Origin of the sequence: Pseudomonas prosekii (genome assembly GCF_900105155.1) — a bacterium.
Lineage (GTDB): Bacteria > Pseudomonadota > Gammaproteobacteria > Pseudomonadales > Pseudomonadaceae > Aquipseudomonas > Aquipseudomonas prosekii.
Map to the genome: position 1 here is coordinate 1084035 of NZ_LT629762.1, position 20526 is coordinate 1104560.

At 61.0% G+C, this 20526-nt stretch carries 20 protein-coding genes; 13 read left to right on the forward strand and 7 right to left on the reverse strand.

Annotated features, from left to right (window positions below; translation table 11 throughout):
• The first annotated feature begins 1 nt into the window (after position 1).
• The 5 genes from BLU01_RS04990 (at position 2) to BLU01_RS05010 (ending at position 3827) form a co-directional block, all read left to right on the forward strand.
• Positions 2–301, forward strand: coding sequence for a YciI family protein (locus BLU01_RS04990; RefSeq protein ID WP_092271544.1), 300 nt, complete (start codon positions 2–4; stop codon positions 299–301).
• A 131-nt stretch (positions 302–432) separates the two neighbouring features.
• Positions 433–846 (forward strand): translation initiation factor 2, encoded by a 414-nt coding sequence (locus BLU01_RS04995; protein WP_092271546.1) that lies wholly within the window; start codon positions 433–435, stop codon positions 844–846.
• A 7-nt stretch (positions 847–853) separates the two neighbouring features.
• Complete coding sequence (locus BLU01_RS05000) at positions 854–1531, forward strand: response regulator transcription factor (RefSeq protein ID WP_092271548.1); 678 nt, start codon at positions 854–856, stop codon at positions 1529–1531.
• A 252-nt stretch (positions 1532–1783) separates the two neighbouring features.
• On the forward strand, positions 1784–2236 hold the full coding sequence (locus tag BLU01_RS05005) for a Spy/CpxP family protein refolding chaperone (RefSeq protein ID WP_092271550.1): 453 nt from the start codon (positions 1784–1786) through the stop codon (positions 2234–2236).
• 250 nt (positions 2237–2486) lie between these two features.
• Entirely contained in the window at positions 2487–3827 is a 1341-nt protein-coding gene (locus BLU01_RS05010; RefSeq protein ID WP_092271552.1) for a sensor histidine kinase, read from the forward strand.
• A gap of 1099 nt (positions 3828–4926) precedes the next feature.
• On the opposite strand, the gene BLU01_RS05015 is transcribed toward BLU01_RS05010, so the two are convergent.
• On the reverse strand, positions 4927–5493 hold the full coding sequence (locus BLU01_RS05015) for an NAD(P)H nitroreductase (RefSeq protein WP_092271554.1): 567 nt from the start codon (positions 5491–5493) through the stop codon (positions 4927–4929).
• Positions 5494–5615: 122 nt separating this feature from the next.
• Here BLU01_RS05015 and BLU01_RS05020 point away from each other — a divergent pair, with 122 nt between their 5' ends.
• Entirely contained in the window at positions 5616–7070 is a 1455-nt protein-coding gene (locus BLU01_RS05020; protein ID WP_092271556.1) for a TrkH family potassium uptake protein, read from the forward strand.
• Here BLU01_RS05020 and BLU01_RS05025 read toward each other — a convergent pair.
• A complete protein-coding gene (locus BLU01_RS05025; protein ID WP_218570642.1) occupies positions 7027–8088 on the reverse strand; it encodes an AraC family transcriptional regulator in 1062 nt (353 codons plus the stop codon). The two genes, BLU01_RS05020 and BLU01_RS05025, sit on opposite strands and share 44 nt — an antisense overlap.
• Before the next feature lie 182 nt (positions 8089–8270).
• Between BLU01_RS05025 and BLU01_RS05030 the strand changes: the two genes are divergently transcribed.
• The gene (locus tag BLU01_RS05030; protein ID WP_092271560.1) at positions 8271–8582 is read left to right on the forward strand and encodes a DUF962 domain-containing protein; all 312 of its coding nucleotides are present in this window, start codon (positions 8271–8273) and stop codon (positions 8580–8582) included.
• Positions 8583–8699: 117 nt separating this feature from the next.
• Positions 8700–9290: an HD domain-containing protein gene (locus BLU01_RS05035; RefSeq protein WP_092271562.1), complete on the forward strand. Its 591-nt coding sequence runs from the start codon at positions 8700–8702 to the stop codon at positions 9288–9290.
• A gap of 106 nt (positions 9291–9396) precedes the next feature.
• Here BLU01_RS05035 and BLU01_RS05040 read toward each other — a convergent pair whose 3' ends face one another.
• On the reverse strand, positions 9397–10212 hold the full coding sequence (locus BLU01_RS05040; RefSeq protein ID WP_092271564.1) for a UDP-2,3-diacylglucosamine diphosphatase: 816 nt from the start codon (positions 10210–10212) through the stop codon (positions 9397–9399).
• Positions 10213–10375: 163 nt separating this feature from the next.
• Here BLU01_RS05040 and BLU01_RS05045 point away from each other — a divergent pair, with 163 nt between their 5' ends.
• Together BLU01_RS05045 and BLU01_RS05050 are read left to right on the forward strand one after the other, a co-directional pair.
• A complete protein-coding gene (locus BLU01_RS05045; protein WP_092271566.1) occupies positions 10376–11140 on the forward strand; it encodes a helix-turn-helix transcriptional regulator in 765 nt (254 codons plus the stop codon).
• 212 nt (positions 11141–11352) lie between these two features.
• Positions 11353–12243: a DMT family transporter gene (locus BLU01_RS05050; RefSeq protein ID WP_092271569.1), complete on the forward strand. Its 891-nt coding sequence runs from the start codon at positions 11353–11355 to the stop codon at positions 12241–12243.
• Here the strand turns inward: BLU01_RS05050 and BLU01_RS05055 are convergent.
• From BLU01_RS05055 to recQ, 4 genes are all read right to left on the reverse strand, one after another.
• The gene (locus tag BLU01_RS05055) at positions 12237–12524 is read right to left on the reverse strand and encodes a SelT/SelW/SelH family protein (protein ID WP_092271571.1); all 288 of its coding nucleotides are present in this window, start codon (positions 12522–12524) and stop codon (positions 12237–12239) included. The two genes, BLU01_RS05050 and BLU01_RS05055, sit on opposite strands and share 7 nt — an antisense overlap.
• A 144-nt stretch (positions 12525–12668) precedes the next feature.
• Positions 12669–14462 carry a FimV/HubP family polar landmark protein gene (locus BLU01_RS05060; protein WP_092271573.1) on the reverse strand — a complete coding sequence of 598 codons (1794 nt, stop codon included), beginning with the start codon at positions 14460–14462 and terminating at the stop codon, positions 12669–12671.
• A 128-nt stretch (positions 14463–14590) separates the two neighbouring features.
• Complete coding sequence (locus BLU01_RS05065) at positions 14591–15025, reverse strand: MarR family transcriptional regulator (RefSeq protein ID WP_092271575.1); 435 nt, start codon at positions 15023–15025, stop codon at positions 14591–14593.
• 133 nt (positions 15026–15158) lie between these two features.
• Complete coding sequence (gene recQ, locus BLU01_RS05070) at positions 15159–17285, reverse strand: DNA helicase RecQ (protein ID WP_092271577.1); 2127 nt, start codon at positions 17283–17285, stop codon at positions 15159–15161.
• Positions 17286–17704: 419 nt separating this feature from the next.
• Here recQ and BLU01_RS05075 point away from each other — a divergent pair, with 419 nt between their 5' ends.
• From BLU01_RS05075 to BLU01_RS05085, 3 genes are all read left to right on the forward strand, one after another.
• Positions 17705–18292, forward strand: coding sequence for a UPF0149 family protein (locus BLU01_RS05075; protein WP_030130067.1), 588 nt, complete (start codon positions 17705–17707; stop codon positions 18290–18292).
• Between the two features lie 10 nt (positions 18293–18302).
• Complete coding sequence (locus BLU01_RS05080) at positions 18303–18698, forward strand: YbaN family protein (protein WP_092271579.1); 396 nt, start codon at positions 18303–18305, stop codon at positions 18696–18698.
• Positions 18699–18940: 242 nt separating this feature from the next.
• Positions 18941–20407 carry a hypothetical protein gene (locus BLU01_RS05085; protein WP_157720141.1) on the forward strand — a complete coding sequence of 489 codons (1467 nt, stop codon included), beginning with the start codon at positions 18941–18943 and terminating at the stop codon, positions 20405–20407.
• Positions 20408–20526: the final 119 nt, after the last annotated feature.

Sequence of the window (20526 nt, forward strand, 5' to 3'; positions counted from 1 at the left end):
TATGCTTTACGCCATCGTTGCTACAGACGTCGCCAACTCCCTGGAAGCTCGCCTGGCCAACCGGCCGGCGCACCTTGAGCGCCTGCACCAGCTCAAAAGTGAAGGTCGCATCGTCCTCGCCGGCCCTAACCCGGCAGTCGACAGCAATGATCCGGGCGCGGCGGGTTTCACCGGCAGCCTGATCGTTGCCGAGTTCGAATCCCTGAGCGCTGCGCAAGCCTGGGCCGAGGCTGATCCGTTTGTCGCGGCTGGCGTCTACGCCAACGTTTCCGTGAAGCCGTTCAAGCAAGTCCTGCCGTAAATCGCATCAATCCCCGGCAATCCCCTGCTCACGCGATGAACCTTCTCGGTTCATCGCGCTCTCAATCGCTCATTATTCTCGTTTGCCGGCCGACAACTTGCCCAATCACTCGATTGGAATCAGGAGTCGCGATGCGCAAGGGTCCGTTGTGTCTGATGTTGGTCACGTTGTCGATCGGCTTCCCCGCCCACGGTGAGGAAAGCGCCGATGGCGTTGCTTCGACGCCGTTGTCGTTGAGCGCCGGCAGTCAGATCACCGAGTTGCAGCAGCGCTTGAAAGTCAGCGAGCAGCAACGGGAAGCACTGAGCAAACAATTGCAAAATTCCGCTGCCGAACGTGAAAGCGCCCAACTGAGCCGGTTGCGCCAGGAGAACCAGCGCCTGAAGCTGCAACTCAAGGAAGCGTTGGCCGCCAGCCCGGTGTCGCGGCTGTTGACCGACCAGCAGCAATGGTTCGTCACCGGCGGTGGAGTAGCGCTATTGGCCCTGCTGTGCGGTATCTTTGCCAGCGGAGCAAGTCGAAAACGTCGGCAATGGCTAAATTGAGTGAGTCATGAGCGAGCTGTTATTAATTGATGATGACCAGGAGCTGTGCGAGCTCCTGAGCAGTTGGCTGAGCCAGGAAGGCTTTGTCGTGCACGCCTGCCACGACGGCAAGAGTGCCCGCCGCGCGTTGGCCGAAACCTCCCCGGCCGCCGTGGTGCTGGACGTCATGCTGCCCGATGGCAGCGGCCTGGAACTGCTCAAGCAGTTGCGCAGCGATCACCCGGACTTGCCGGTGCTGATGTTGTCGGCGCGTGGCGAGCCGCTGGATCGCATCCTCGGCCTCGAACTCGGCGCCGACGATTACCTGGCCAAGCCGTGCGATCCACGGGAACTGACCGCCCGTTTGCGCGCGGTGTTGCGCCGCAGCCATCCGGCGGCGGTGTCGAGTCAGCTCGAACTCGGTGACTTGTGTTTCAGCCCGGTGCGCGGCGTGGTCAGCATCGATGAGCAGGAATTCACCCTGACAGTTTCCGAAAGTCGCTTGCTCGAAGCGCTGATCAAGCAGCCCGGCGAACCGCTGGACAAGCAGGAACTGGCGCAGATCGCCCTCGGCCGCAAGCTGACCCTGTACGACCGCAGCCTCGACATGCACGTCAGCAACCTGCGCAAGAAGATCGGCCCGCACCCCGACGGCCGCCCGCGCATCGTCGCGCTGCGCAGCCGCGGTTATTACTACAGCCTCTGAATCCGTCGCTAACCCTGTAGCAGCTGCCGAGCCCAGCGAGGCTGCGTCTGACTTTGTCGTCGGACGCAGCCTCGCTGGTGCTCGGCAGCTGCTACATAAGCATGGGTGGTTTGTGGTGTGGGGGGTGGTTTTGTCAGGTTGACGAGATGGTGTCTTTACCCAAGCTTTACGCTCCGCTGACCGCCGCTGACCTTGATCTGCGTAATCTGAACTCATCCGGAACGTACCGGGAACGAGACAAGGAGATTCACCATGCGCAAGACTCTTATCGCTCTGATGTTCGCTGCCGCTCTGCCAACCGTTGCCATGGCCATGCCTGAAGGCGCCGGCCCAATGGGTGGTCCGCTGGACGGCCCGCGCCACGGCGGTCAGATGCACGGCGACATGCACGGCAAAGGTCCGTACAGCCAGCTGGACCTGAGCAAGGAACAGCGCGAACAGATCCGCAAAATCATGGGCGAGCAGATGCATGATCGCAAACAACTGGTCGACAAATACCTGGAGAAACTCTCCCCGGCTGACCAGAAAGCCATGAAGGACGAAATCGCCGCCAAACGTGAAAAAGCGCAAACCGATGTCCGCGCCGTGCTGAAACCGGATCAACAGAAGAAATTCGACGAGATGCAGAAAAAACGAGCCGAGCGCCGCGCCGAGTGGGCTGAGTTCAAAGCCTGGAAAGCGCAACAGCCGCAAAAAGCGCAATAATGCGCTGACCCCGGACCCAACGGCCAACGCCGTTGGGTTTTTTGCCATTCAGCCCCCTGCAGGAACGAGGCTTGTGTGGCGAGGGGGTTTGCCCCCGTTGAAGCGCGAAGCGCTCCTGAAGCAGTCAGTGCGATCTTGGATTGGAAAGTGCCGACCGCTTCACGACTGCTTCGCAGCCGGACTGGGGCAAGCCCCCTCGCCACAACAAACCCGCCGCCACATGGGATTTGTGTTTGCTTGAGGATTTTCTGTGCGTTCATTGTTCTGGCGTATCCTGGCCAGCTTCTGGCTGGCCATCGCTCTGGTGGCAGGGCTGTCCATTCTGCTGGGGCACATGCTCAACCAGGACGCATGGATTCTCAGCCGCCATCCGGGCCTCAACAACCTCGCCGAGCAGTGGACGCAAACCTTCGAAGCCCAGGGCGAAGAAGCCGCACAAGACATTCTCGAACAGCGCAAACGCCAATATCACATCGACGTCCAGGTGCTCAACGAAAGCGGCGACCCGGTGGTGCGCGGCACTTTCCCACGACGCGCGGCGGCTTTTGAAGCGCGGCAAAATGACGATGACCGACGCTTGCCGTGGCGCCGTCTGACCGCCGAGTACACCAGCGAAAAAACCGGCAACACGTACTTGCTGATCTACCGCATCGCCCACCCGGAACTCGACGCCTGGCACCGCGAAAGTCTGCTTTGGCCATTGAGTGCGCTGGGTATTGCGCTGGTGGTGCTGACGTTGTTCAGCCTGTTGGTGACGCTGTCGATCACCCGCCCGCTCAGCCGTTTGCGCGGCGCGGTGCATGATCTGGGGCAAACCACTTATCAGCAGAACAGCCTGGTGAAACTGGCCAACCGCCGCGATGAATTCGGCGTACTGGCCAACGATTTCAACCGCATGGGCGCGCGCCTGCAGAGTTTGATCGGCAGTCAACGGCAACTGCTGCGCGACGTCTCCCACGAGTTGCGCTCACCGCTGGCCCGACTGCGCATTGCGCTGGCGCTGGCCGAGCGCGCCAATCCTGAAGAACGCGAAAAACTCTGGCCTCGCCTGACCCGCGAATGTGATCGGCTGGAAGCGTTGATCAGCGAGATTCTGGTGTTGGCGCGGGTCGATGCCGACAACGCCAGTGCCGAGGAAGTGGATCTGAATGCGTTGCTGCAGACCTTGCAAAAGGACGCGCAACTGGGCTTCCCGGAACAGACCGTGCGCCTAGAGGCCGAACCGCAACTGAGCCTCAAGGGCTGGCCGACGATGATCGAGCGCGCGGTGGACAATCTGCTGCGCAATGCCCAGCGCTTCAACCCGGTGGGCCAGCCGATTGAAATGCACGCCTCGCGTCAGGGCGAGCGCATGGTGGTCAGCGTGCGCGACCATGGGCCGGGCGTCGAAGCCGAACACTTGAGCCTGCTCGGCGAACCGTTCTACCGCGCGCCGGGGCAGACCGCGGCCGGGCATGGCCTGGGCTTGGCGATTGCGCGCCGTGCCGCCGAACGCCACGGTGGCAGCCTGGTATTGTCCAACCACCCGCAAGGCGGTTTCATCGCCAGCCTTGAATTGCCGCTGGTGCCGGGGGCTGTGGTCCAGCCCTGAAAACCACCCCTCACCCCAGCCCTCTCCCCAGTGGGGAGAGGGGGAAAGGGAGCCCATCTTCAAGCCTTTCAAATCCTGGTTCGACTCAGAGCCCCAGGTCGCAGCACATAGTTCATTCACTCGTTCAGCCCCTCGCCCCTTTGGGGAGAGTGGGAAAGGGAGCCCATCTTCAAGCCTTTCAAATCCTGGTTCGACTCGGAGCCGCAGGTCGCAGCACATAGTTCACTCAACTCGGTCAGCCCCCTCGTCCCTTTGGGGAGAGAGAAAGGGAGCCCATCTTCAGGCCTTTCAAATCCTGGTCCGACTCGGAGCCGCAGGTCGCAGCACATAGCCCATGCAACTCGGTCAGCCCCCTCGCCCCTTTGGGGAGAGGGGAAAGGGAGCCCATCTTCAAGCCTTTCAAATCCTGGTTCGACTCGGAGCCGCAGGTCGCAGCACATAGCCCATGCAACTCGGTCAGCCCCCTCGCCCCTTTGGGGAGAGGGGGAAAGGGAGCCCATCTTCAAGCCTTTCAAACCCTGGTTCGACTCGGCGCCGCAGGTCGCAGCACATAGCCCATGCAACTCGGTCAGCCCCCTCGCCCCAGTGGGGAGAGGGGGAAAGGGAGCCCATCTTCAAGCCTTTCAAATCCTGGTTCGACTCAGAGCCGCAGGTCGCAGCACATAGCCCATTCAACTCGGTCAGCCCCCTCTCCCCAGTGGGGAGAGGGGGAAAGGGAGCCCATCTTCAAGCCTTTCAAACCCTGGTTCGACTCGGCGCCGCAGGTCGCAGCACATAGCCCATGCAACTCGGTCAGCCCCCTCGCCCCAGTGGGGAGAGGGGGAAAGGGAGCCCATCTTCAAGCCTTTCAAATCCTGGTTCGACTCGGAGCCGCAGGTCGCAGCACATAGCCCATGCAACTCGGTCAGCTCCCTCGCCCCTTTGGGGAGAGGGGGAAAGGGAGCCCATCTTCAAGCCTTTCAAACCCTGGTTCGACTCGGAGCCGCAGGTCCCAGCACATAGCCCATGCAACTCGGTCAGCCCCCTCGCCCCTTTGGGGAGAGGGTTGGGGTGAGGGGTGACTCTCAATGACTCACCCCTCACCCACAAACAACCTGTATCAGGCTTTACCAGGCCAGGCGCTGACGAATTCAGCCAGGTCAACTTTCTCGGCCACGCGCGGTTCTTTCTGCGGGGTGCCGAGGTACAGGAACGCAATCACTTCCTCGCCTTCGGTCAGGCCCAAACCTTTGGCCACGTGCGCCGAATACGCCAACTCGCCGGTCCGCCACACCGCGCCAATGCCTTGCGCGTACGCCGCGAGCAAAATCCCGTGGGCCGCGCAGCCGGCTGCCAACAACTGTTCGGACTTCGGATATTTGACGTGATCCTGCAACCGCGCGATCACCACCACCACCAACGGCGCCCGCAGCGGACCGTTGCGCGCCTTGTCCACCGCGGCTTCGGACACTTCGCCGTCGTGCAATTTCGCCGCTTCGGCGAGCAGCTCGCCCATTTGCTCGCGGGCCGCGCCTTCGACGGTCAAAAAGCGCCATGGCTGCAAATGGCCGTGATCCGGTGCGCGCATGGCGGCGGCGAACAATGCTTCACGTTGTTCAGCGCTAGGGGCCGGTTCGACCAGTCGAGGAACGGAAACACGGTTGAGCAAAGCGTCGAGAGCCTGCATCGGCCACCTCCTGTAAAAAATGTTTGGCTATTCTAGCTGCATCGACCTTGGGAGTGCCGGTTTACATGCCGGACCCCGCAGGTAGAATGGCGCCCTTCCCTATTACTGCCCGAGCGCACTTCATGGCGTTGCCGACCTTACGCATTATTGGATTTATCATCGGCATCTTCCTGATCACGCTGGCCATCGCCATGGTCGTGCCCATGGCCACGCTGGTGATTTTCGACCGCACGGGCGATCTGCCGTCGTTCCTCTGGGCGAGCATGATCACCTTCGTCGCCGGCCTCGCGCTGGTGATCCCCGGCCGCCCGGAACACGTGCATCTGCGTCCGCGCGACATGTACCTGCTGACCGTCAGCAGTTGGCTGGTGGTGTGCATTTTCGCCGCGTTGCCGTTTCTGCTGACCCAACACATCAGCTACACCGATTCATTCTTCGAAAGCATGTCGGGCATCACCGCGACCGGCTCCACAGTGCTCAATCACCTCGACGACATGTCGCCCGGCATTCTGATGTGGCGCTCGTTGCTGCACTGGATCGGCGGCATCGGCTTCATCGGCATGGCGGTGGCGATTCTGCCGCTGCTGCGAATCGGTGGCATGCGTCTGTTCCAGACCGAATCTTCGGACCGCTCGGAAAAGGTCATGCCGCGCTCGCACATGGTTGCGCGGCTGATCGTTGCGGCGTATGTCGGCATCACCATTCTCGGCAGTCTGGCGTTCTGGTGGGCCGGGATGAGCCTGTTCGACGCGATCAACCACGCGATGTCGGCGATTTCCACTGGTGGTTTCTCCACCTCCGACCTGTCGCTGGCGAAGTGGAAACAGCCTGCGGTGCATTGGGTCGCGGTAGTCATCATGATTCTCGGCAGCCTGCCGTTCACCCTGTACGTGGCGACCTTGCGCGGCAATCGCAGAGCGCTGATCAAGGATCAGCAAGTGCAGGGTTTGCTCGGCATGTTGCTGGTGACCTGGCTGGTACTCGGCACCTGGTATTGGTGGACCACCAACCTGCATTGGCTCGAAGCACTGCGCCACGTCGCGCTGAACGTGACGTCAGTGATCACCACCACCGGTTTTGCGCTGGGCGACTACAGCCTCTGGGGCAATTTCTCGCTGATGTTGTTCTTTTATCTGGGCTTCGTCGGCGGCTGTTCCGGCTCGACCGCGGGCGGGATCAAGATTTTCCGTTTCCAGGTCGCCTATATCTTGCTCAAGGCCAACCTTAACCAGTTGATTCACCCGCGCGCGGTGATCAAGCAGAAGTACAACGGCCACCGACTCGACGAAGAAATCGTCCGTTCGATCCTGACGTTCTCGTTCTTTTTCGCCATCACCATTTGCGTGATCGCCCTGCTCCTGTCGCTGCTCGGCGTCGACTGGATGACCGCGCTGACCGGCGCCGCCAGCACCGTGTCCGGCGTCGGTCCGGGCCTGGGCGAAACGATTGGCCCGGCAGGCAACTTCGCGACGTTGCCGGATGCGGCCAAGTGGATTCTCTCGTTCGGCATGCTGCTCGGCCGACTGGAAATCATTACCGTGTTTGTTCTGTGTATTCCGGCGTTCTGGCGTCACTGACCTGCTTCGGCGCATCGAGCAACCGCGCGCGGTACTCGCCGGGCGTGGCGTCGAACCAGCGGCGGAAGGCGCGAAAGAAGTTGCTCGGGTCGGCGAAGCCCAGCAGATAGGCGATTTCCAGCAGGGTCATGCTCGGCTGCGCCAGGTATTGCTCGGCCAATTCGCGTCGGGTGTCATCGAGCAAGGTCTGGAAACTTGTGCCCTCTTCCTGCAACCGGCGCTGCAAGGTGCGTTGCGATAAATGCAGGGTTTGCGCGACGGTATCGCGCTTCGGCTCGCCTTGAGGCAGCAAACGGCACAGCACTTGCCGCGCCTTGTGGGTCACGCGACTTTCGGAAAACCGCGCCAGGTATTCACCGGCAAAACGGTCATGCAGCAGCGCCATCGCCTCGTTGGCCGTAGGCAGCGGTGCTTCCATGTCGGCGCGTTCGAAGATCAGCGCATCGTAGGGCGCGTTGAACACCAGCGGCGCATGAAAGGCTTGTTTGTACGGTTCGAGATCCGCCGGCTCATCGCCCTGCACCAGCACTTTGCGCGGTTGCAACGTGCGCCCGGTCAGCCAGCCGCACAGGGCCAGCGCGCAAGCCAGTGAGGCTTCGGCGCTTTGACGGGTCGGCGGCAGATGGTCGCCGTGGACCGTCAGGATCAGCGCGTAACCCTCATCCAGCAGGCGGAAACTCAGGTCGGCGCTTTCGGCAATGATCCGCTGATAACGCACCAGCCGCTGAAACCCTTCGGCGAGTGTCTGACTGGACATCAGCGCGTATCCGGCGACATGAAAAGACGCCGGTCGCACCACTTTGCCCATGTTCAGGCCAATCGCCGGGTTCCCCGACAGCTCGACCGCGCGCTGCCACAGCCGCGTCATCGAATCTTGCGGGAAGCGCGCATCCGGATCATCCAGCGATGCGTAATCGAGCCCCAGCTGCTTGAACAACACCCGGCAATCCAGGCCGTCCATTTCCAGTGCTTTGACAATCCCCATCGCCCAGCTTGCAGAAGTCGTTCGTTCGCTCATGGCGTTTACTTAAATGATGAGCCGCATGCTACGGCCAATTACCGAAGGATACTAAAGTGGCGCCCATTGTCACTGGCTGTTACCAATGATCACTCTAGACTCAAATAAGCTACCCGCAGAACATCTTGCCGTCAGAGCAACAATCAACTGACAGCCACAGAACAAATACAGAGACCGCAGTCGTGGAAAACACCAAGCGTTTCAACAGCTTCGCTGAGTTTTACCCTTACTACCTCAGCGAACACGCCAACAGCACTTGCCGACGACTGCACTTTATCGGCACCACGCTGGTGATTTTCATTCTGGCGCTGACCATCGGCCGTGGCGCATGGATGTTGCTGATCGCCCTGCCACTGGCCGGCTACACCTTCGCCTGGATCGGGCATTTCTTCTTCGAGAAGAATCGTCCGGCAACCTTTCAGCATCCGTTCTACAGCCTGCTCGGCGATTTCGTCATGTACCGCGACATGATTCTCGGCCGCGTGCCGTTCTAGGCTCGGCGGGCCAGCAATGCGTCCCGCGCAGCCACTGCGCGGCCGTGGTGAGCTTCTACACTGAGGCAAAACCCGGGCAAACCCCGCCCAACTTCGTTGAAAACAAGAAGATCGCCGATGAACGCCAATGCTCGCTTCACCCATATGCAGGACGGCACGCAAGAAGACTGGGCGATCATCGCCGCAGATTTCAGTGCCTACGCACGGCAATTGCCGACACGAATCGTCGCGCACCTGAAGTTGCTCGAGGGCGACTTTGGCGGCTTCCCGGTCGATCGCCTGACCCATTCGCTGCAAACCGCGAGCCGTGCCTTTCGCGATGGCCGCGATGAGGAATATGTGGTTTGCGCGCTGTTGCACGACATTGGCGACACGCTGGGTTCGTACAATCACCCGGACATTGCGGCGGCGATTCTCAAGCCGTTTATCAGCGCCGACAATCTGTGGATGGTCGAGAAACACGGGATCTTCCAGGGTTATTACTTCTTCCATCACTTGGGCATGGATCGGCACCTGCGCGAACAATTCAGCGACCATCCGCAGTACCAGGCGACCATCGAGTTCTGCGCCAAGTACGATGCGGCGGCGTTTGATCCGGCCTATGAAAGCCTGCCGCTGAGCTTTTTCGAACCGATGATGCAACGCGTGTTCGCGCAACCGAAAAACTCGATCTACAAGGAAGCGATGCAAGAACACGCGCCGGCCTGAGTTTCAGGGTGATCGTGATGGCCCCTTCGCGGGCAAGCCTCGCTCCTACGATGGGCATGCTTTCTCCGGTAGGAGCGAGGCTTGCCCGCGAAGGCGTCGAACCTGCCTAAGCCGGTTCCGCAATTTTCAGCGCTTTCAATTCGGCCTCGCGCGCCTGCGCGTCGGCCAAGCGATAGAGCTCGATCGAGCCGTCCCAATGTTCGATCAGCGCCGTGCACGACTCGACCCAATCGCCGCAATTCAAGTAATCGACGCCGCCCACTTGGCGAATCTCGGCATGGTGAATGTGCCCGCACACCACCCCGTGCAATCCGCGTTTGACGCATTCGTGGGCGATGGCTTCTTCAAAGTCGCTGATGAAACTGACCGCGGTTTTCACCTTGTGCTTGAGGTACGCCGACAACGACCAATAGCCGTAGCCATAACGCGCGCGCCAGTGATTGAGCCAGCGGTTGAGGGTCAAGGTGAACTCGTAGGCCGAGTCGCCGAGGAATGCCAGCCAGCGGTGATAACGGGTGATCACATCAAACTGATCGCCGTGAATCACTAACAGATGACGGCCGTCGGCGGTGACGTGCACCGCTTCATCGACCAACTGAATGTTGCCCAGAATCAGCTTCGAATAACGCCGCAGGAATTCGTCATGGTTGCCGGTGACGTAGATCACCTCGGTGCCGCGCTTGCTCATGGTCAGCAAGCGGCGGATCACATTGGTGTGCGCCTGCGGCCAATACATGCCGCCGCGCAGTTTCCAGCCATCGATGATGTCGCCCACCAGGTAAACCTTGTCGGCGTGGTAACCCTTGAGAAAGTGCGACAAGTGCTCGGCCTGACAATCCCGTGTACCGAGGTGCACGTCGGAAATCCATAAAGTGCGCACACGTTGTTTACGGCTGGGTCGGGCGAGCTCGGCGCTGGTCATGGGCAACCCTCTGCGATGTTTTCAGCAGCGTGCGCCGGGCCGGTTAATCGCCTGTGACAGTCGCGCGTCAGTCCTGTGACAAGGCCTGTGCCAACGCCTGTGACCACGCCTGTGATAACGCCGAGCCGGTGTAGACTGGCCGCACTTTGCCAGGAGACCTGCGATGAGACCGATCCTCACGCTGCGCCAATACACCGAAGACTTGATCATCCACAGCCACGACCACGCGCAATTGGTGTTCGGGCTGTCGGGCGCGCTGGATTTCGAGGTCGACGGGCGTGGCAGTCAGGTGATCCAGCAAAGTTTTGTGGTGGTGCCGTCCGGCATGCATCACGCCTGCGGCAGCGCCAATGGCAGCCGTTGCCTGGTGCTGGATGTGCCGAGCGACCAATGGCTCGCGCAATCGCTGGGGGAACATGCCGACGCCAGCCGCCGCTTGCTCGACAACGCCGGACGCCTGCCGCTGGATGCCGGGCAGAGCCAGTTGGTCAGTTGGCTGGCGAACAGTCCGGTGAGCGATCCGCTGATTGCCCAGCAAGGGGCGGTGTTGTTGCTCGCCAGCCTGAACAACGTCAAAGCCGAAGTGATCGGTGGCCGGCGCCTGCCGTATGCGGCGCTGAATGCGCACATCGATCAATACGCCGCGTATCCGCTGCAAGTGGCGGACCTGGCGCGGATTGCCGGGTTGTCGGCGGCGCGCTTGCATGCGCGGTTCGTCGCCGAATGCGGGCAGACGCCGATGGACTACATTCGCAGCCGTCGACTGCACATGGCGGTGGGCTTGTTGCGGGATTCGGCGTTGCCGATTGGCGAGATCGGCTGCCGGGTTGGTTACAGTTCGCAAAGCGCGTTTGCTGCGGCAGTGCTGCGCGAGTTCGGAGCCTCGCCGGGGAAACTGCGACGCGAGGCCGGCGACAAAAGTCGCTAGTTTGCCGACAGACACGCGAGACCGTTGCGCGATTAAATGTAGCCGCTGGCGAAGCCTGGGTCCGGCTGCGCAACAGTCGTCAAACCTGAGTGCGCATCCTTGCTGATGCACCGCATCGTCTGAATTCACGACTGCTGCGCAGCCGAACGCAGGCTTCGCCAGCTGCTACAGAGAGGATGCCTGTCGGCCTCCAACGTTTATCAAGGATCACAATGACTCCCCGTACCGCCCTCGGCGCACTGCATATCGGCGCATTGATGTTTGGCCTGACCGGCGTGTTCGGCAAACTCGCGGCCGCCTCCCCCGGCGTTATCGTGTTTGGGCGCGCGGCATTCGCGGTGCTCGCATTGGCCGTCTTCGCCCGGTTTGCCAGCACTACCCGCTGGCAGACACTCGAAGCCGTCGACTGGCGGCGTTTGCTGCTCAGCGGCTTGCTGCTGGCCGGGCATTGGGTGAGTTTTTTCATCGCGGTCAAAGTCGCCGGGGTGGCGATTGCGACGTTGGGGTTTGCCAGTTTTCCGGCCTTCACGGTGATCCTCGAAGGACTGATTTTCCGCGAGCGGATCCGCGCCAATGAAATTCTGCTGGTGGTGTTGGTCAGCATCGGCCTGGTGCTGGTCACGCCGCACTTCGACCTCGCCAGCGGCGCCACCACCGGCTTGCTCTGGGCGGTGGGCTCAGGTTTGTTGTTCGCCCTGCTGTCGCTGACCAACCGCGCCAGTTCCGGGCGCATTCCGGCGGTGCAAGCGGCACTGTGCCAGAACGTGGTGGTCGCGCTGTGCCTGCTGCCGTTCGCCGCGCCGCAGTTGAGCGAAGTGCGCCCCCTCGACTGGTTGTGGATCGGTCTGCTCGGGGTGTTCTGCACCGGCGTCGCGCACAGTTTGTTCGTCGCCAGTCTGGCGGTGATCAAGGCGCGAACCGCCGCCGTGGTATTTGCGCTGGAACCGGTCTACGGCATCAGCGTGGCGTGGCTGCTGTTCGATGAAAACCCGACACCGCGCATGCTGCTCGGCGGCGCGCTGATCATCGTCGCGATTGTGCTCTCCAGTCGTTTATCCGCCAGCAGCAAGAAAGCCGTCGCAGCCGAAGCCGCGTCTCACTGAGTGGGTTCGTTGTGCCCGAGGTGGCGCTGCGGGTCGATCTGATCGCGCACGCGCTGCTTCAACACTTTGGCTTCGGGGAAACCGCCATCGGCCTTGCGCTCCCAGAGCTGCACGTCATCACAAAAGATATGAAACACCCCGCCCGTGCCCGGCACCAGCGACACCTTGCCCAGGTCATCGCCGAAGGTGCTGAGCAGTTCCTGCGCCAGCCACGCTGCGCGCAACAGCCACTGGCACTGTGTGCAATAGGTGATGACAATTTCCGCTTTTTGTACGGCCATGATCGCTGAAGCTCCTGAGCCCGGAAGATCAAAAAAGTGCCAGCGAGCCTGCTCGCGAAGGCGCCTGTCAGTCAACACCGGCGTTGGCTGACAAAGCGCTTTCGCGACCAGGCTCCCTGTTGCAATGGGAATGAGCTGACGGTGCTAACGGATACCGGCGAGCAGACTGCGCGCGGTTTGCTTCAGAGGTTCGTCGCCGTCCTTGAGCAACTCGTTGAGCAATTCGATGGCGCTGTCGAGATCGCCGTCGTCGATGCAGGTCTGCGCTTGCTCAAGTTTGCTGGCGTTGTCCGCAGCGTTAGCGGTCAAGGGCTCAAGCTCCAGCGACTGACCGGGCTCGTTGAAGGCGTCGAGGAAATCATCGTCCAGCGCTTGCGTATCAGGGACAGCGTCCCATTCCAGCTCATTTTCATCGAGCAATGGTTCGTCAAGGAGTGACTCGACGGGCGTCGGCTCGTCGGGCATTTCGAAGACGTCGGGCAGCACGTGCAGATTGGAGGTGAACGCCGCTTCCTGCACTGGCGGTGTTTTCGCCAGCGACGGCGACGAGTTCTCGAACGGGCTGACCAGGTCCCAATTGGAATCCATCGACAGATCGTCGAGGTTCAACTGGAAGTCATCACTGACGGCCGACGGCGCAACCGCCGCTGGGACCGCTGCCAAAACCGGCGCAACTGGCGCGACCACTGGCGCCCTGCCCGCCACTTTCGGGAATCGCGCACGCAGTTCGGCGAGCTGCTGCGGATCATAGCCGGCGTCGCGCAGGCTGCTTTCCTGCGCGTCATATGCTGCGACATCGCCCTGTTTGCCCAGCACCTCAAGCAAGTGCAACGCCAGATCGCTGCGTTGCGGATCCTTGGCCAGCGCTTCGCGCAACAGGTTCGCGGCCTCGGTAAAACGCCCGTAAGCCAGGTAAATCCCCACGCCTTCCATCACATCGCCGACGGGCGCGTCTTCGTGGTGGCCGTGATCCGAAGAGATACTGATCGGTTGCGGATGAAGATCATGCTCGGGCTCGACCTCAGCCTGCGCAACCGCTAAAGGTTCGGTGACTGTTGGCTGGCGCCGGCGGCGCAACCACGCGGCCAATGCCAGCAGCAGAATCAGCGCCAGCAACGCGGCAATCAGCAGCCAATTGGGCGATTCAGAGGGTTCAACCGCAACCGGCGCGGGCGCCACGGGGATCGGCGCGGCGGCCGGTTTTTGCGCGACTTCAGCGAGCTGAGTCTGCAAGTCGCTGACCTGCTTACGCTGGTCGGCAATCTGCTCTTCCTGGGTTTTCAGCCTGGCGTTCAGTTCATCGATGGTTTTTTGCAGTTGCTGGTTCGGCAGGACGCTGGCGGCCAATTGTTCGGCCACTGCTTCATTGGCCGCTGCGGCGGCAGGTTGGGGCGTCGCAGCGGATTGCGCTGGACGCTTGCCTTGCGCAGCTTGAGCCGGCGCCACGGCGGGTTCGACGCGGGGGAAACCCGAGGTCGGTTCGTCGGCGGCCGGTTCATCAGTCGCCGGAACGATGCCCGGTGAACCCGGTGGATCGATCAGCACCGTGTATTCGCGCAGCAAACGGCCGTTGGGCTGATTGAGCTGCACGAGGAAATTCAGAAAAGGTTCGTTGACCGGTTTGCTGGAGGTGACGCGGATGATCGTGCGATTGCCGCGCAGGATCGGTTTGAACTTGAGGTTGTTGAGGAAAAACACCCGCTCAACACCCGCTCGACCGAATTCTTCGGCTGTCGCGAGGCTGACCGACAGATCGCTTTCGGCCAGACCGCCCGCATCGATCAAAGTGATATCGGCGCTGAACGGCTGGTTCAACGCTGAATGCAGCGTGATCTCACCCAACCCCAGGGCCGGCGCCAATGCCGAGTAGCTGATTGCAGCACCGACCAGAAGCAGACGGCTGCAACACCGCAAAACCACGCGCCAACTTTCGAGCATGAGCATCCCTTAGATTAAGCAGAACCAACCGTACGCGTTCGCACATCCGGTACGAACACGATATCGCCTAGTAGTTCTTTATAGTCTGCCCAACGGGGTATCTCAAAAAGTCGGCGGAAGGTTTTACCTCAAGACTTTTCGAGGTTGCCCAGAATGTGCCCGTGGACGCGCATGCAGACCTTTAAATCCGCCTCGTCGACGCCTTCGAACAACTCGCGGCGCAACTGTGTGGCGATGGTTTCGATTTGTTCGATCAACGGCCGGGCCGGTGCGCAGAGGACGATCTTCTTCGCGCGGCGGTCTTCGAGTACCGATTGGCGCTGCACCAGACCCTGGGTTTCCAGGCTGTCGAGCAATCGGGCAAGGGTCGGGCCTTCGACGCCGACGCTTTGCGCCAGTTCGCGCTGAGTCGGCGCGTCTTCAAAGCGTGCGAGGTGCAGCAGCACCAGCCAACGCGCCTGGGACAATCCCAGGCCAGCCAGTCGGCGGTCCAGTTCGGCGCGCCAGCCGCGAGACATCTGGGCCAATTGCATGCCAAAGCGATGTTGATCAGTTAACGGCATAAAAAACTCATGATTAGACTGAAATAGAGAAAAACTAATTATTAGTCAGCTAAGCATGACCTTTCGCTATAGGCAAGGCTTGCTCCGTAGTGAATCGTTACATCAGTGCGCCCGGTCACTTAAATCTCAAACTTCAAATCTCGAATTCGGATTGCAGCGCTGCTCGCACGCAATACAAAACACCTTCCGGCACGCGACCAGCGAACAACGCGGCAATTTCCGTCACGGCCGGCAACTCGCCTTCGCCGTCGAGAAACGCGTCCTGGATTTCGCCCATCAGCTCTTCCGGCAGGTCCAGCGCCTGTTCCAGCGACAACTGCTGCTTGCCGATCGCCTCGGCCAGCATGGTGTAGACATTCTTTTCCGAGCATTGCAGTTGGCCGGCGATCTGCAGCGGCGTCATGCCGGCGCGGGCCAGCGTGATCAGCTCGTGGCGAACATCGGCGACCACTTTCGGTGCCTCGACCTGACCGCCGAGCACTTCGAGGAAGGCTTCGCCGTAACGCTCGAGCTTGCGCGCGCCGACGCCGCTGACCGTGGCCATTTCCGCCAGCGAGGCCGGCTGGCTGCGGAGCATTTCGAGCAAGGTCGAGTCGGGGAAAATGACGTATGGCGGCACGCCATGTTCTTCGGCGAGTTTGCGGCGCAGGGCTCGCAACGCTTCCCACTGTTCGCGTTCTTCGCCACGGACCAGTTGGCTGGCCTGGCTCTTGCTGCTTTTCGCGGTAGTCTGCGGCTTCAGATCGCGGCGCAGTTCCAGGGTCACTTCGCCCTTGAGCAACGGCCGGCAACTGTCGCTCAGGCGCAGGCCGCCGTAGCCTTCGAGGTCGATGTCAGCCAGTCCACGGGCGACAAGCTGGCGGAACAGCGAACGCCATTCGCTCTCGCCCATGGCCTTGCCGACCCCGTAGACCGACAAATGCTGATGGCCGAAGCTGCGGACTTTTTCGTTGTCCTTGCCGAGCAAGACATCGACCAAATGGCCGACGCCGTAACGCTGGCCGGTCCGGTAAATCGCCGAAAGCGCCTGACGCGCGGGCTCGGTGGCGTCCCAGGTCTGCACGCCATCGACGCAGTTGTCGCAATGACCGCACGGCTCCGGCATGTCTTCGTCGAAGTACGCCAGCAGCGTCTGGCGGCGGCAGCGGGTTTCTTCGCAAAGCGAGAGCATGGCGTCGAGTTTGTGCTGCTCCAGGCGTTTGTGCCGCTCGTCGCCTTCAGAGTTTTGCAGCATCTGCTTGAGCATCACCACGTCTTGCAGGCCGTAGGCCATCCAGGCATCTGCCGGCAAGCCATCACGGCCGCCACGCCCGGTTTCCTGGTAATACGCCTCAAGCGATTTCGGCAAATCAAGGTGCGCGACGAAGCGCACGTTGGGCTTGTCGATGCCCATGCCAAACGCCACTGTGGCGACCATGATCAGGCCTTCCTCGTTGAGGAAGCGTTTCTGGTGCAGCGAGCGCGTTTCGTTGGGCAGGCCGGCGTGATACGGCAGCGCCGGGAAGCCCTGTTCGCTGAGGAACACCGCGACTTCGTCGACTTTTTTGCGGGACAGGCAATAGACGATGCCGGCGTCGCTGCGCCGCTCAGTGAGGAACGCGAGCAATTGCTTGCGCGGCTGCTCCTTGGGAACGATGCGATAGAAAATGTTCGGCCGGTCGAAACTCGACAGGAAGCGCTCGGCATTCTGCAAATGCAGGCGATCGACGATTTCTTCGCGGGTGCGCTTGTCGGCGGTGGCGGTCAGGGCGATGCGCGGGACGTTCGGAAACAGCTCGGCCAATTGCCCCAGTTGCAGGTATTCGCGGCGGAAGTCGTGGCCCCATTGCGACACGCAATGCGCTTCGTCGATGGCGAACAGGGCGATTTCCAGGCTTTGCAGGAAGGCCAGCATGCGCGGCTGGACCAGGCGCTCGGGCGCCAGATAGAGCATTTTCACTTCGCCGCGCTTGATCCGGGCCGCGAGGTCGCGCTGTTGTTCGGCGCTCAGGGTCGAGTTCAATGCGGCGGCAGCGACGCCGAGTTCTTCGAGGGTGGCGACCTGGTCGTCCATCAGCGCGATCAGCGGCGACACCACCACCGCGAGGCCTTCGCGCAGCAGCGCCGGGACCTGGAAACACAAGGACTTGCCGCCACCGGTAGGCATCAGCACCAAAGCGTCGCCGCCATTGGCCACGCGCTCAATGATTGCACCCTGGCGGCCACGGAAACTGTCGTAGCCGAAGATGTCCTTGAGGACGCGTTGAGCCTGTTCGAGCATAAAAACTCCAAAAATCACCGAAACATCCCTGCAAGGCTGGTTCACAACCATGCTCGCTGCACTGACAAATCGTAAGTGCGCATTGCATGACGCTTCACATTTCAGCCGCGACGCCAGCAGGGCATCACAAAACGCGCGAGTATACCCGAGCCCTCCCCGGCAATGGGCGCCGCTGAGAAGACACATGCCGACAAACATTGCATAACCCTGTGGCAGCGAGCTTGTGTGGCGAGGGGGCTTGCCCCCGTTCGATTGCGCAGCAATCGCAATCCGGTCGAGGCTATCGCGAGCAGGCTCACGCCTGCAGGGATTGCGCTGTTTGTGAGGTCCCAAGGCAGCAAATATGCCGCGCGGCTGGCCTGCATGCTCAAGAAGGCCTAGAATTCGCGCATCTGTTTAATTCCCCAAGGTAGCTTTTAATGTCCTTCGCTGAGCAACTAACCCGCCTGCAAGTCTTCCTCGACGCTGACGAGCTGCATGACGAGGCGCTGGACTACGTGGCCGCCCACGGCTATCTGACGGCGCTGTCGATCTGCTCCGAAAGCGTTCCCGATCGTGAATGGATCGACGCACTCTTCGCCGAAGAGCCGCATTACGCCGACGACACCGAGCGTGAAGCGATCGAATCGACCCTGCTCGCACTCAAGGCCCACATCGCCCGCCAACTGGCGTCCGACGAAGAGTTCGAGTTGCCTTGCGACCTCGACCTCGGCGAAGAGCCGGACGATTCCGACCTGCGCGGCTGGTGCATCGGTTTCATGGAAGGCGTGTTCCTGCGTGAAGCGGCCTGGTTCGAAACCGCCGAAGACGAAGTCAGCGAAATGCTCCTGCCGATCATGGTCGGTTCCGGTCTGTTCGACGAACAGCCTGAGTTCGAAGACATCGCCAAAGACGCCAACCTGATGGACGACATGATCGTGCAGATCCCGGAAGCCCTGACCGCGCTGTACCTGCTGTGCCAGGCGCCTGACGAAAAACCGGCGATTCTCAAGCCACGTCACCACTAAGGTCTTGCCTATGGACAACCCCATAGGCAACCGCTCCCTGATGTTGCGCTACGTGCTGCTGGCCATCGGCTGGCTGAGCGTAGCGTTGGGGGTGATCGGGATTTTCCTGCCGGTATTGCCCACCACACCTTTCCTGCTGCTGGCGGCCGCCTGTTTCGCCCGCAGTTCGCCGCGTTTCTATCATTGGCTGGTCGAACACCCGCGGCTTGGGCCGTGGATTCGCGGTTATCTGGATGGCAGCGGCATTCCGCTCAAGGGCAAGGTCTACGCGATCGGCCTGATGTGGGCGAGCATTCTCTTCTCCTGTTACCTGGTGCCGATGCCGTGGGCGCGCGGGTTCATGCTGACCAGCGCAGTGCTGGTGACGATTTACATCCTGCGCCAGAAAACCCTGCGCAAACCCTGACTACAACACATCGCCCCAGCGTCGCTACTGTCAGATCTGACAGTTTCCAGTTTTCGCATTTGAGTTTGTAATTCTGCTGTCGCACTCCAGCGACAGGAGTGTCGAATGTGATAGCCCAATCCGTTAAAAACCTCGCATCGCCAGCGTTGCCCCAACCGCAAATCTGCGACGGTTTGCAGCTGCCATCGGGCGAACTCGGGATCAATTTCGCGGCTGCCTTGGGCAATTATCCTGAGCATGGAATGAAAGTCTGGATCGCACCGTGGCCAGGCAAGGCACTGGGCGACAAAGTCGAGCTGTTGCTGAATAACCGGATGATTGATCAACAGGTGATCAGCGAGCCAGTCGAGGTCACTGAGCGCACAACGTTATGGCTGCCGCCAAGGGCTGTGCAATCCGGGTCGTACACGTTGGCTTATCGCCTGACACGGCGCGACCAAATGGCCGAGACCTTCGATCCGCCCCTGCAACTGCTGGTCAAACTCGACATCCCCGGCGGCGACAACCCCGACCCGCTGCACGACCAGCACTCTGCGCTGTACATGGACATTGCCGGCGAGATCCTGCGCGATGGCGTGACCACCGATAACGTCGGCGATGGCGTCGACATCACCATCGCCGCCAGGCCGGACAGCGACACGCTGCTGCCCTACCCCAACATGGCCGAAGGCGATGTCTGCACGTTGAGTTGGGGCGGGTTGCTGATCTTTTCCGAAGCGGTGACCCAGGCGCATATCGACGACCCATTGGAAAATCCGCTGGTGATTCACGTCAGCCGCGAAACCATTCTCAAGGCCAGGGACACCGGGCCGGAGGGTCTGCAGGTTTCGTTCAGCGTCGCCGATCAAGTGGGCAATGTTTCGGCCGGTGGGTGCCCGCCGGCGCGGGTCAAGGTCAGGCTCGGCAAATCGCCACTGCCGGCGCCGATCATCAGCAAAACCAGCGGCAGCGATTTGCACCTGGATTCGTTGCGCGGTGAGGATCTGGTGGTGCAGATTTGGGCGGAATCGATCAGCGATTTTTGCCACAGGGACGTGATCATCCTGCACTTCGCCGGCGTCAGCGCGGAGGGCGAAAGCATCTGCAGTCAAAATCGCCAGATCATCGTCGGCACCCCGCCTACGGTGGTGTTCGCGCGGGTGCCGAGTGCCACCGCACGGGCATTGGTGAACACTCAGGTGACGTGTTTCTATTCTCTGGAACGCAACGGCATGATTATCCAGTCATCGTTGCGGCGCTTCATCAATGTCGTGGGCGAGACGGAACATCTGGCCAGCCCGATTGTGGAAGATGAGGAAGAAGGCACGCTGGACCCGGCGCTGGCCGGCATCGAAGTGAATATTCCGTTCAATAAAACTGCCCGTGCGGGTCACGTCTTTGCGCTGGACTGGCTGGGCGTGCGCGCAGACCTGAGCACGTATAACCCGAAATTGGACGGCTATCGGCCGAGTGCCGAAGAGGTTCGTGACAGGCAAGGTTTTTTCATTCCGGTGGCGGGCAAGCATCTGAAGACACTCGCGGGCGGCACGCTGCTGTTGTCGTACAAGCAGTTGCGGATTGAGGACGATGAGGTGGTGAGTCGCCGGTCGCTGGATGCGCAGTTGTTGAAGGTTGGGGAGTTGTTGAAGGTTGGAGAGTTGTTGAAGGTTGGAGAGTTGGATCAGCACCTGGATGCGGATGAAGCTTGTTTTCTGGGCAGTGGGATTTGATTTCAGCAACATAGGTTTTGCAGGGTTGGCGCAGGCCTAATCGCGAGCAGGCTCACTCCTGCAATGGGTCGGTGTTTCACAACCTCGCCCCCCAACGCATCACTAAAATCAGACAAAAA

Excerpts from the sequence above, each read along its gene's own strand:
- BLU01_RS04990 (WP_092271544.1), top strand. The coding sequence starts at position 2 with ATGCTTTACGCCATCGTTGCTACAGACGTCGCCAACTCCCTGGAAGCT.
- BLU01_RS04995 (WP_092271546.1), top strand. The coding sequence starts at position 433 with ATGCGCAAGGGTCCGTTGTGTCTGATGTTGGTCACGTTGTCGATCGGC.
- BLU01_RS05000 (WP_092271548.1), top strand. The coding sequence starts at position 854 with ATGAGCGAGCTGTTATTAATTGATGATGACCAGGAGCTGTGCGAGCTC.
- BLU01_RS05005 (WP_092271550.1), top strand. The coding sequence starts at position 1,784 with ATGCGCAAGACTCTTATCGCTCTGATGTTCGCTGCCGCTCTGCCAACC.
- BLU01_RS05015 (WP_092271554.1), bottom strand. The coding sequence starts at position 5,493 with ATGCAGGCTCTCGACGCTTTGCTCAACCGTGTTTCCGTTCCTCGACTG.
- BLU01_RS05020 (WP_092271556.1), top strand. The coding sequence starts at position 5,616 with ATGGCGTTGCCGACCTTACGCATTATTGGATTTATCATCGGCATCTTC.
- BLU01_RS05025 (WP_218570642.1), bottom strand. The coding sequence starts at position 8,088 with ATGAGCGAACGAACGACTTCTGCAAGCTGGGCGATGGGGATTGTCAAA.
- BLU01_RS05035 (WP_092271562.1), top strand. The coding sequence starts at position 8,700 with ATGAACGCCAATGCTCGCTTCACCCATATGCAGGACGGCACGCAAGAA.
- BLU01_RS05040 (WP_092271564.1), bottom strand. The coding sequence starts at position 10,212 with ATGACCAGCGCCGAGCTCGCCCGACCCAGCCGTAAACAACGTGTGCGC.
- BLU01_RS05045 (WP_092271566.1), top strand. The coding sequence starts at position 10,376 with ATGAGACCGATCCTCACGCTGCGCCAATACACCGAAGACTTGATCATC.
- BLU01_RS05050 (WP_092271569.1), top strand. The coding sequence starts at position 11,353 with ATGACTCCCCGTACCGCCCTCGGCGCACTGCATATCGGCGCATTGATG.
- BLU01_RS05055 (WP_092271571.1), bottom strand. The coding sequence starts at position 12,524 with ATGGCCGTACAAAAAGCGGAAATTGTCATCACCTATTGCACACAGTGC.
- BLU01_RS05060 (WP_092271573.1), bottom strand. The coding sequence starts at position 14,462 with ATGCTCGAAAGTTGGCGCGTGGTTTTGCGGTGTTGCAGCCGTCTGCTT.
- BLU01_RS05065 (WP_092271575.1), bottom strand. The coding sequence starts at position 15,025 with ATGCCGTTAACTGATCAACATCGCTTTGGCATGCAATTGGCCCAGATG.
- recQ (WP_092271577.1), bottom strand. The coding sequence starts at position 17,285 with ATGCTCGAACAGGCTCAACGCGTCCTCAAGGACATCTTCGGCTACGAC.
- BLU01_RS05075 (WP_030130067.1), top strand. The coding sequence starts at position 17,705 with ATGTCCTTCGCTGAGCAACTAACCCGCCTGCAAGTCTTCCTCGACGCT.
- BLU01_RS05080 (WP_092271579.1), top strand. The coding sequence starts at position 18,303 with ATGGACAACCCCATAGGCAACCGCTCCCTGATGTTGCGCTACGTGCTG.
- BLU01_RS05085 (WP_157720141.1), top strand. The coding sequence starts at position 18,941 with ATGAAAGTCTGGATCGCACCGTGGCCAGGCAAGGCACTGGGCGACAAA.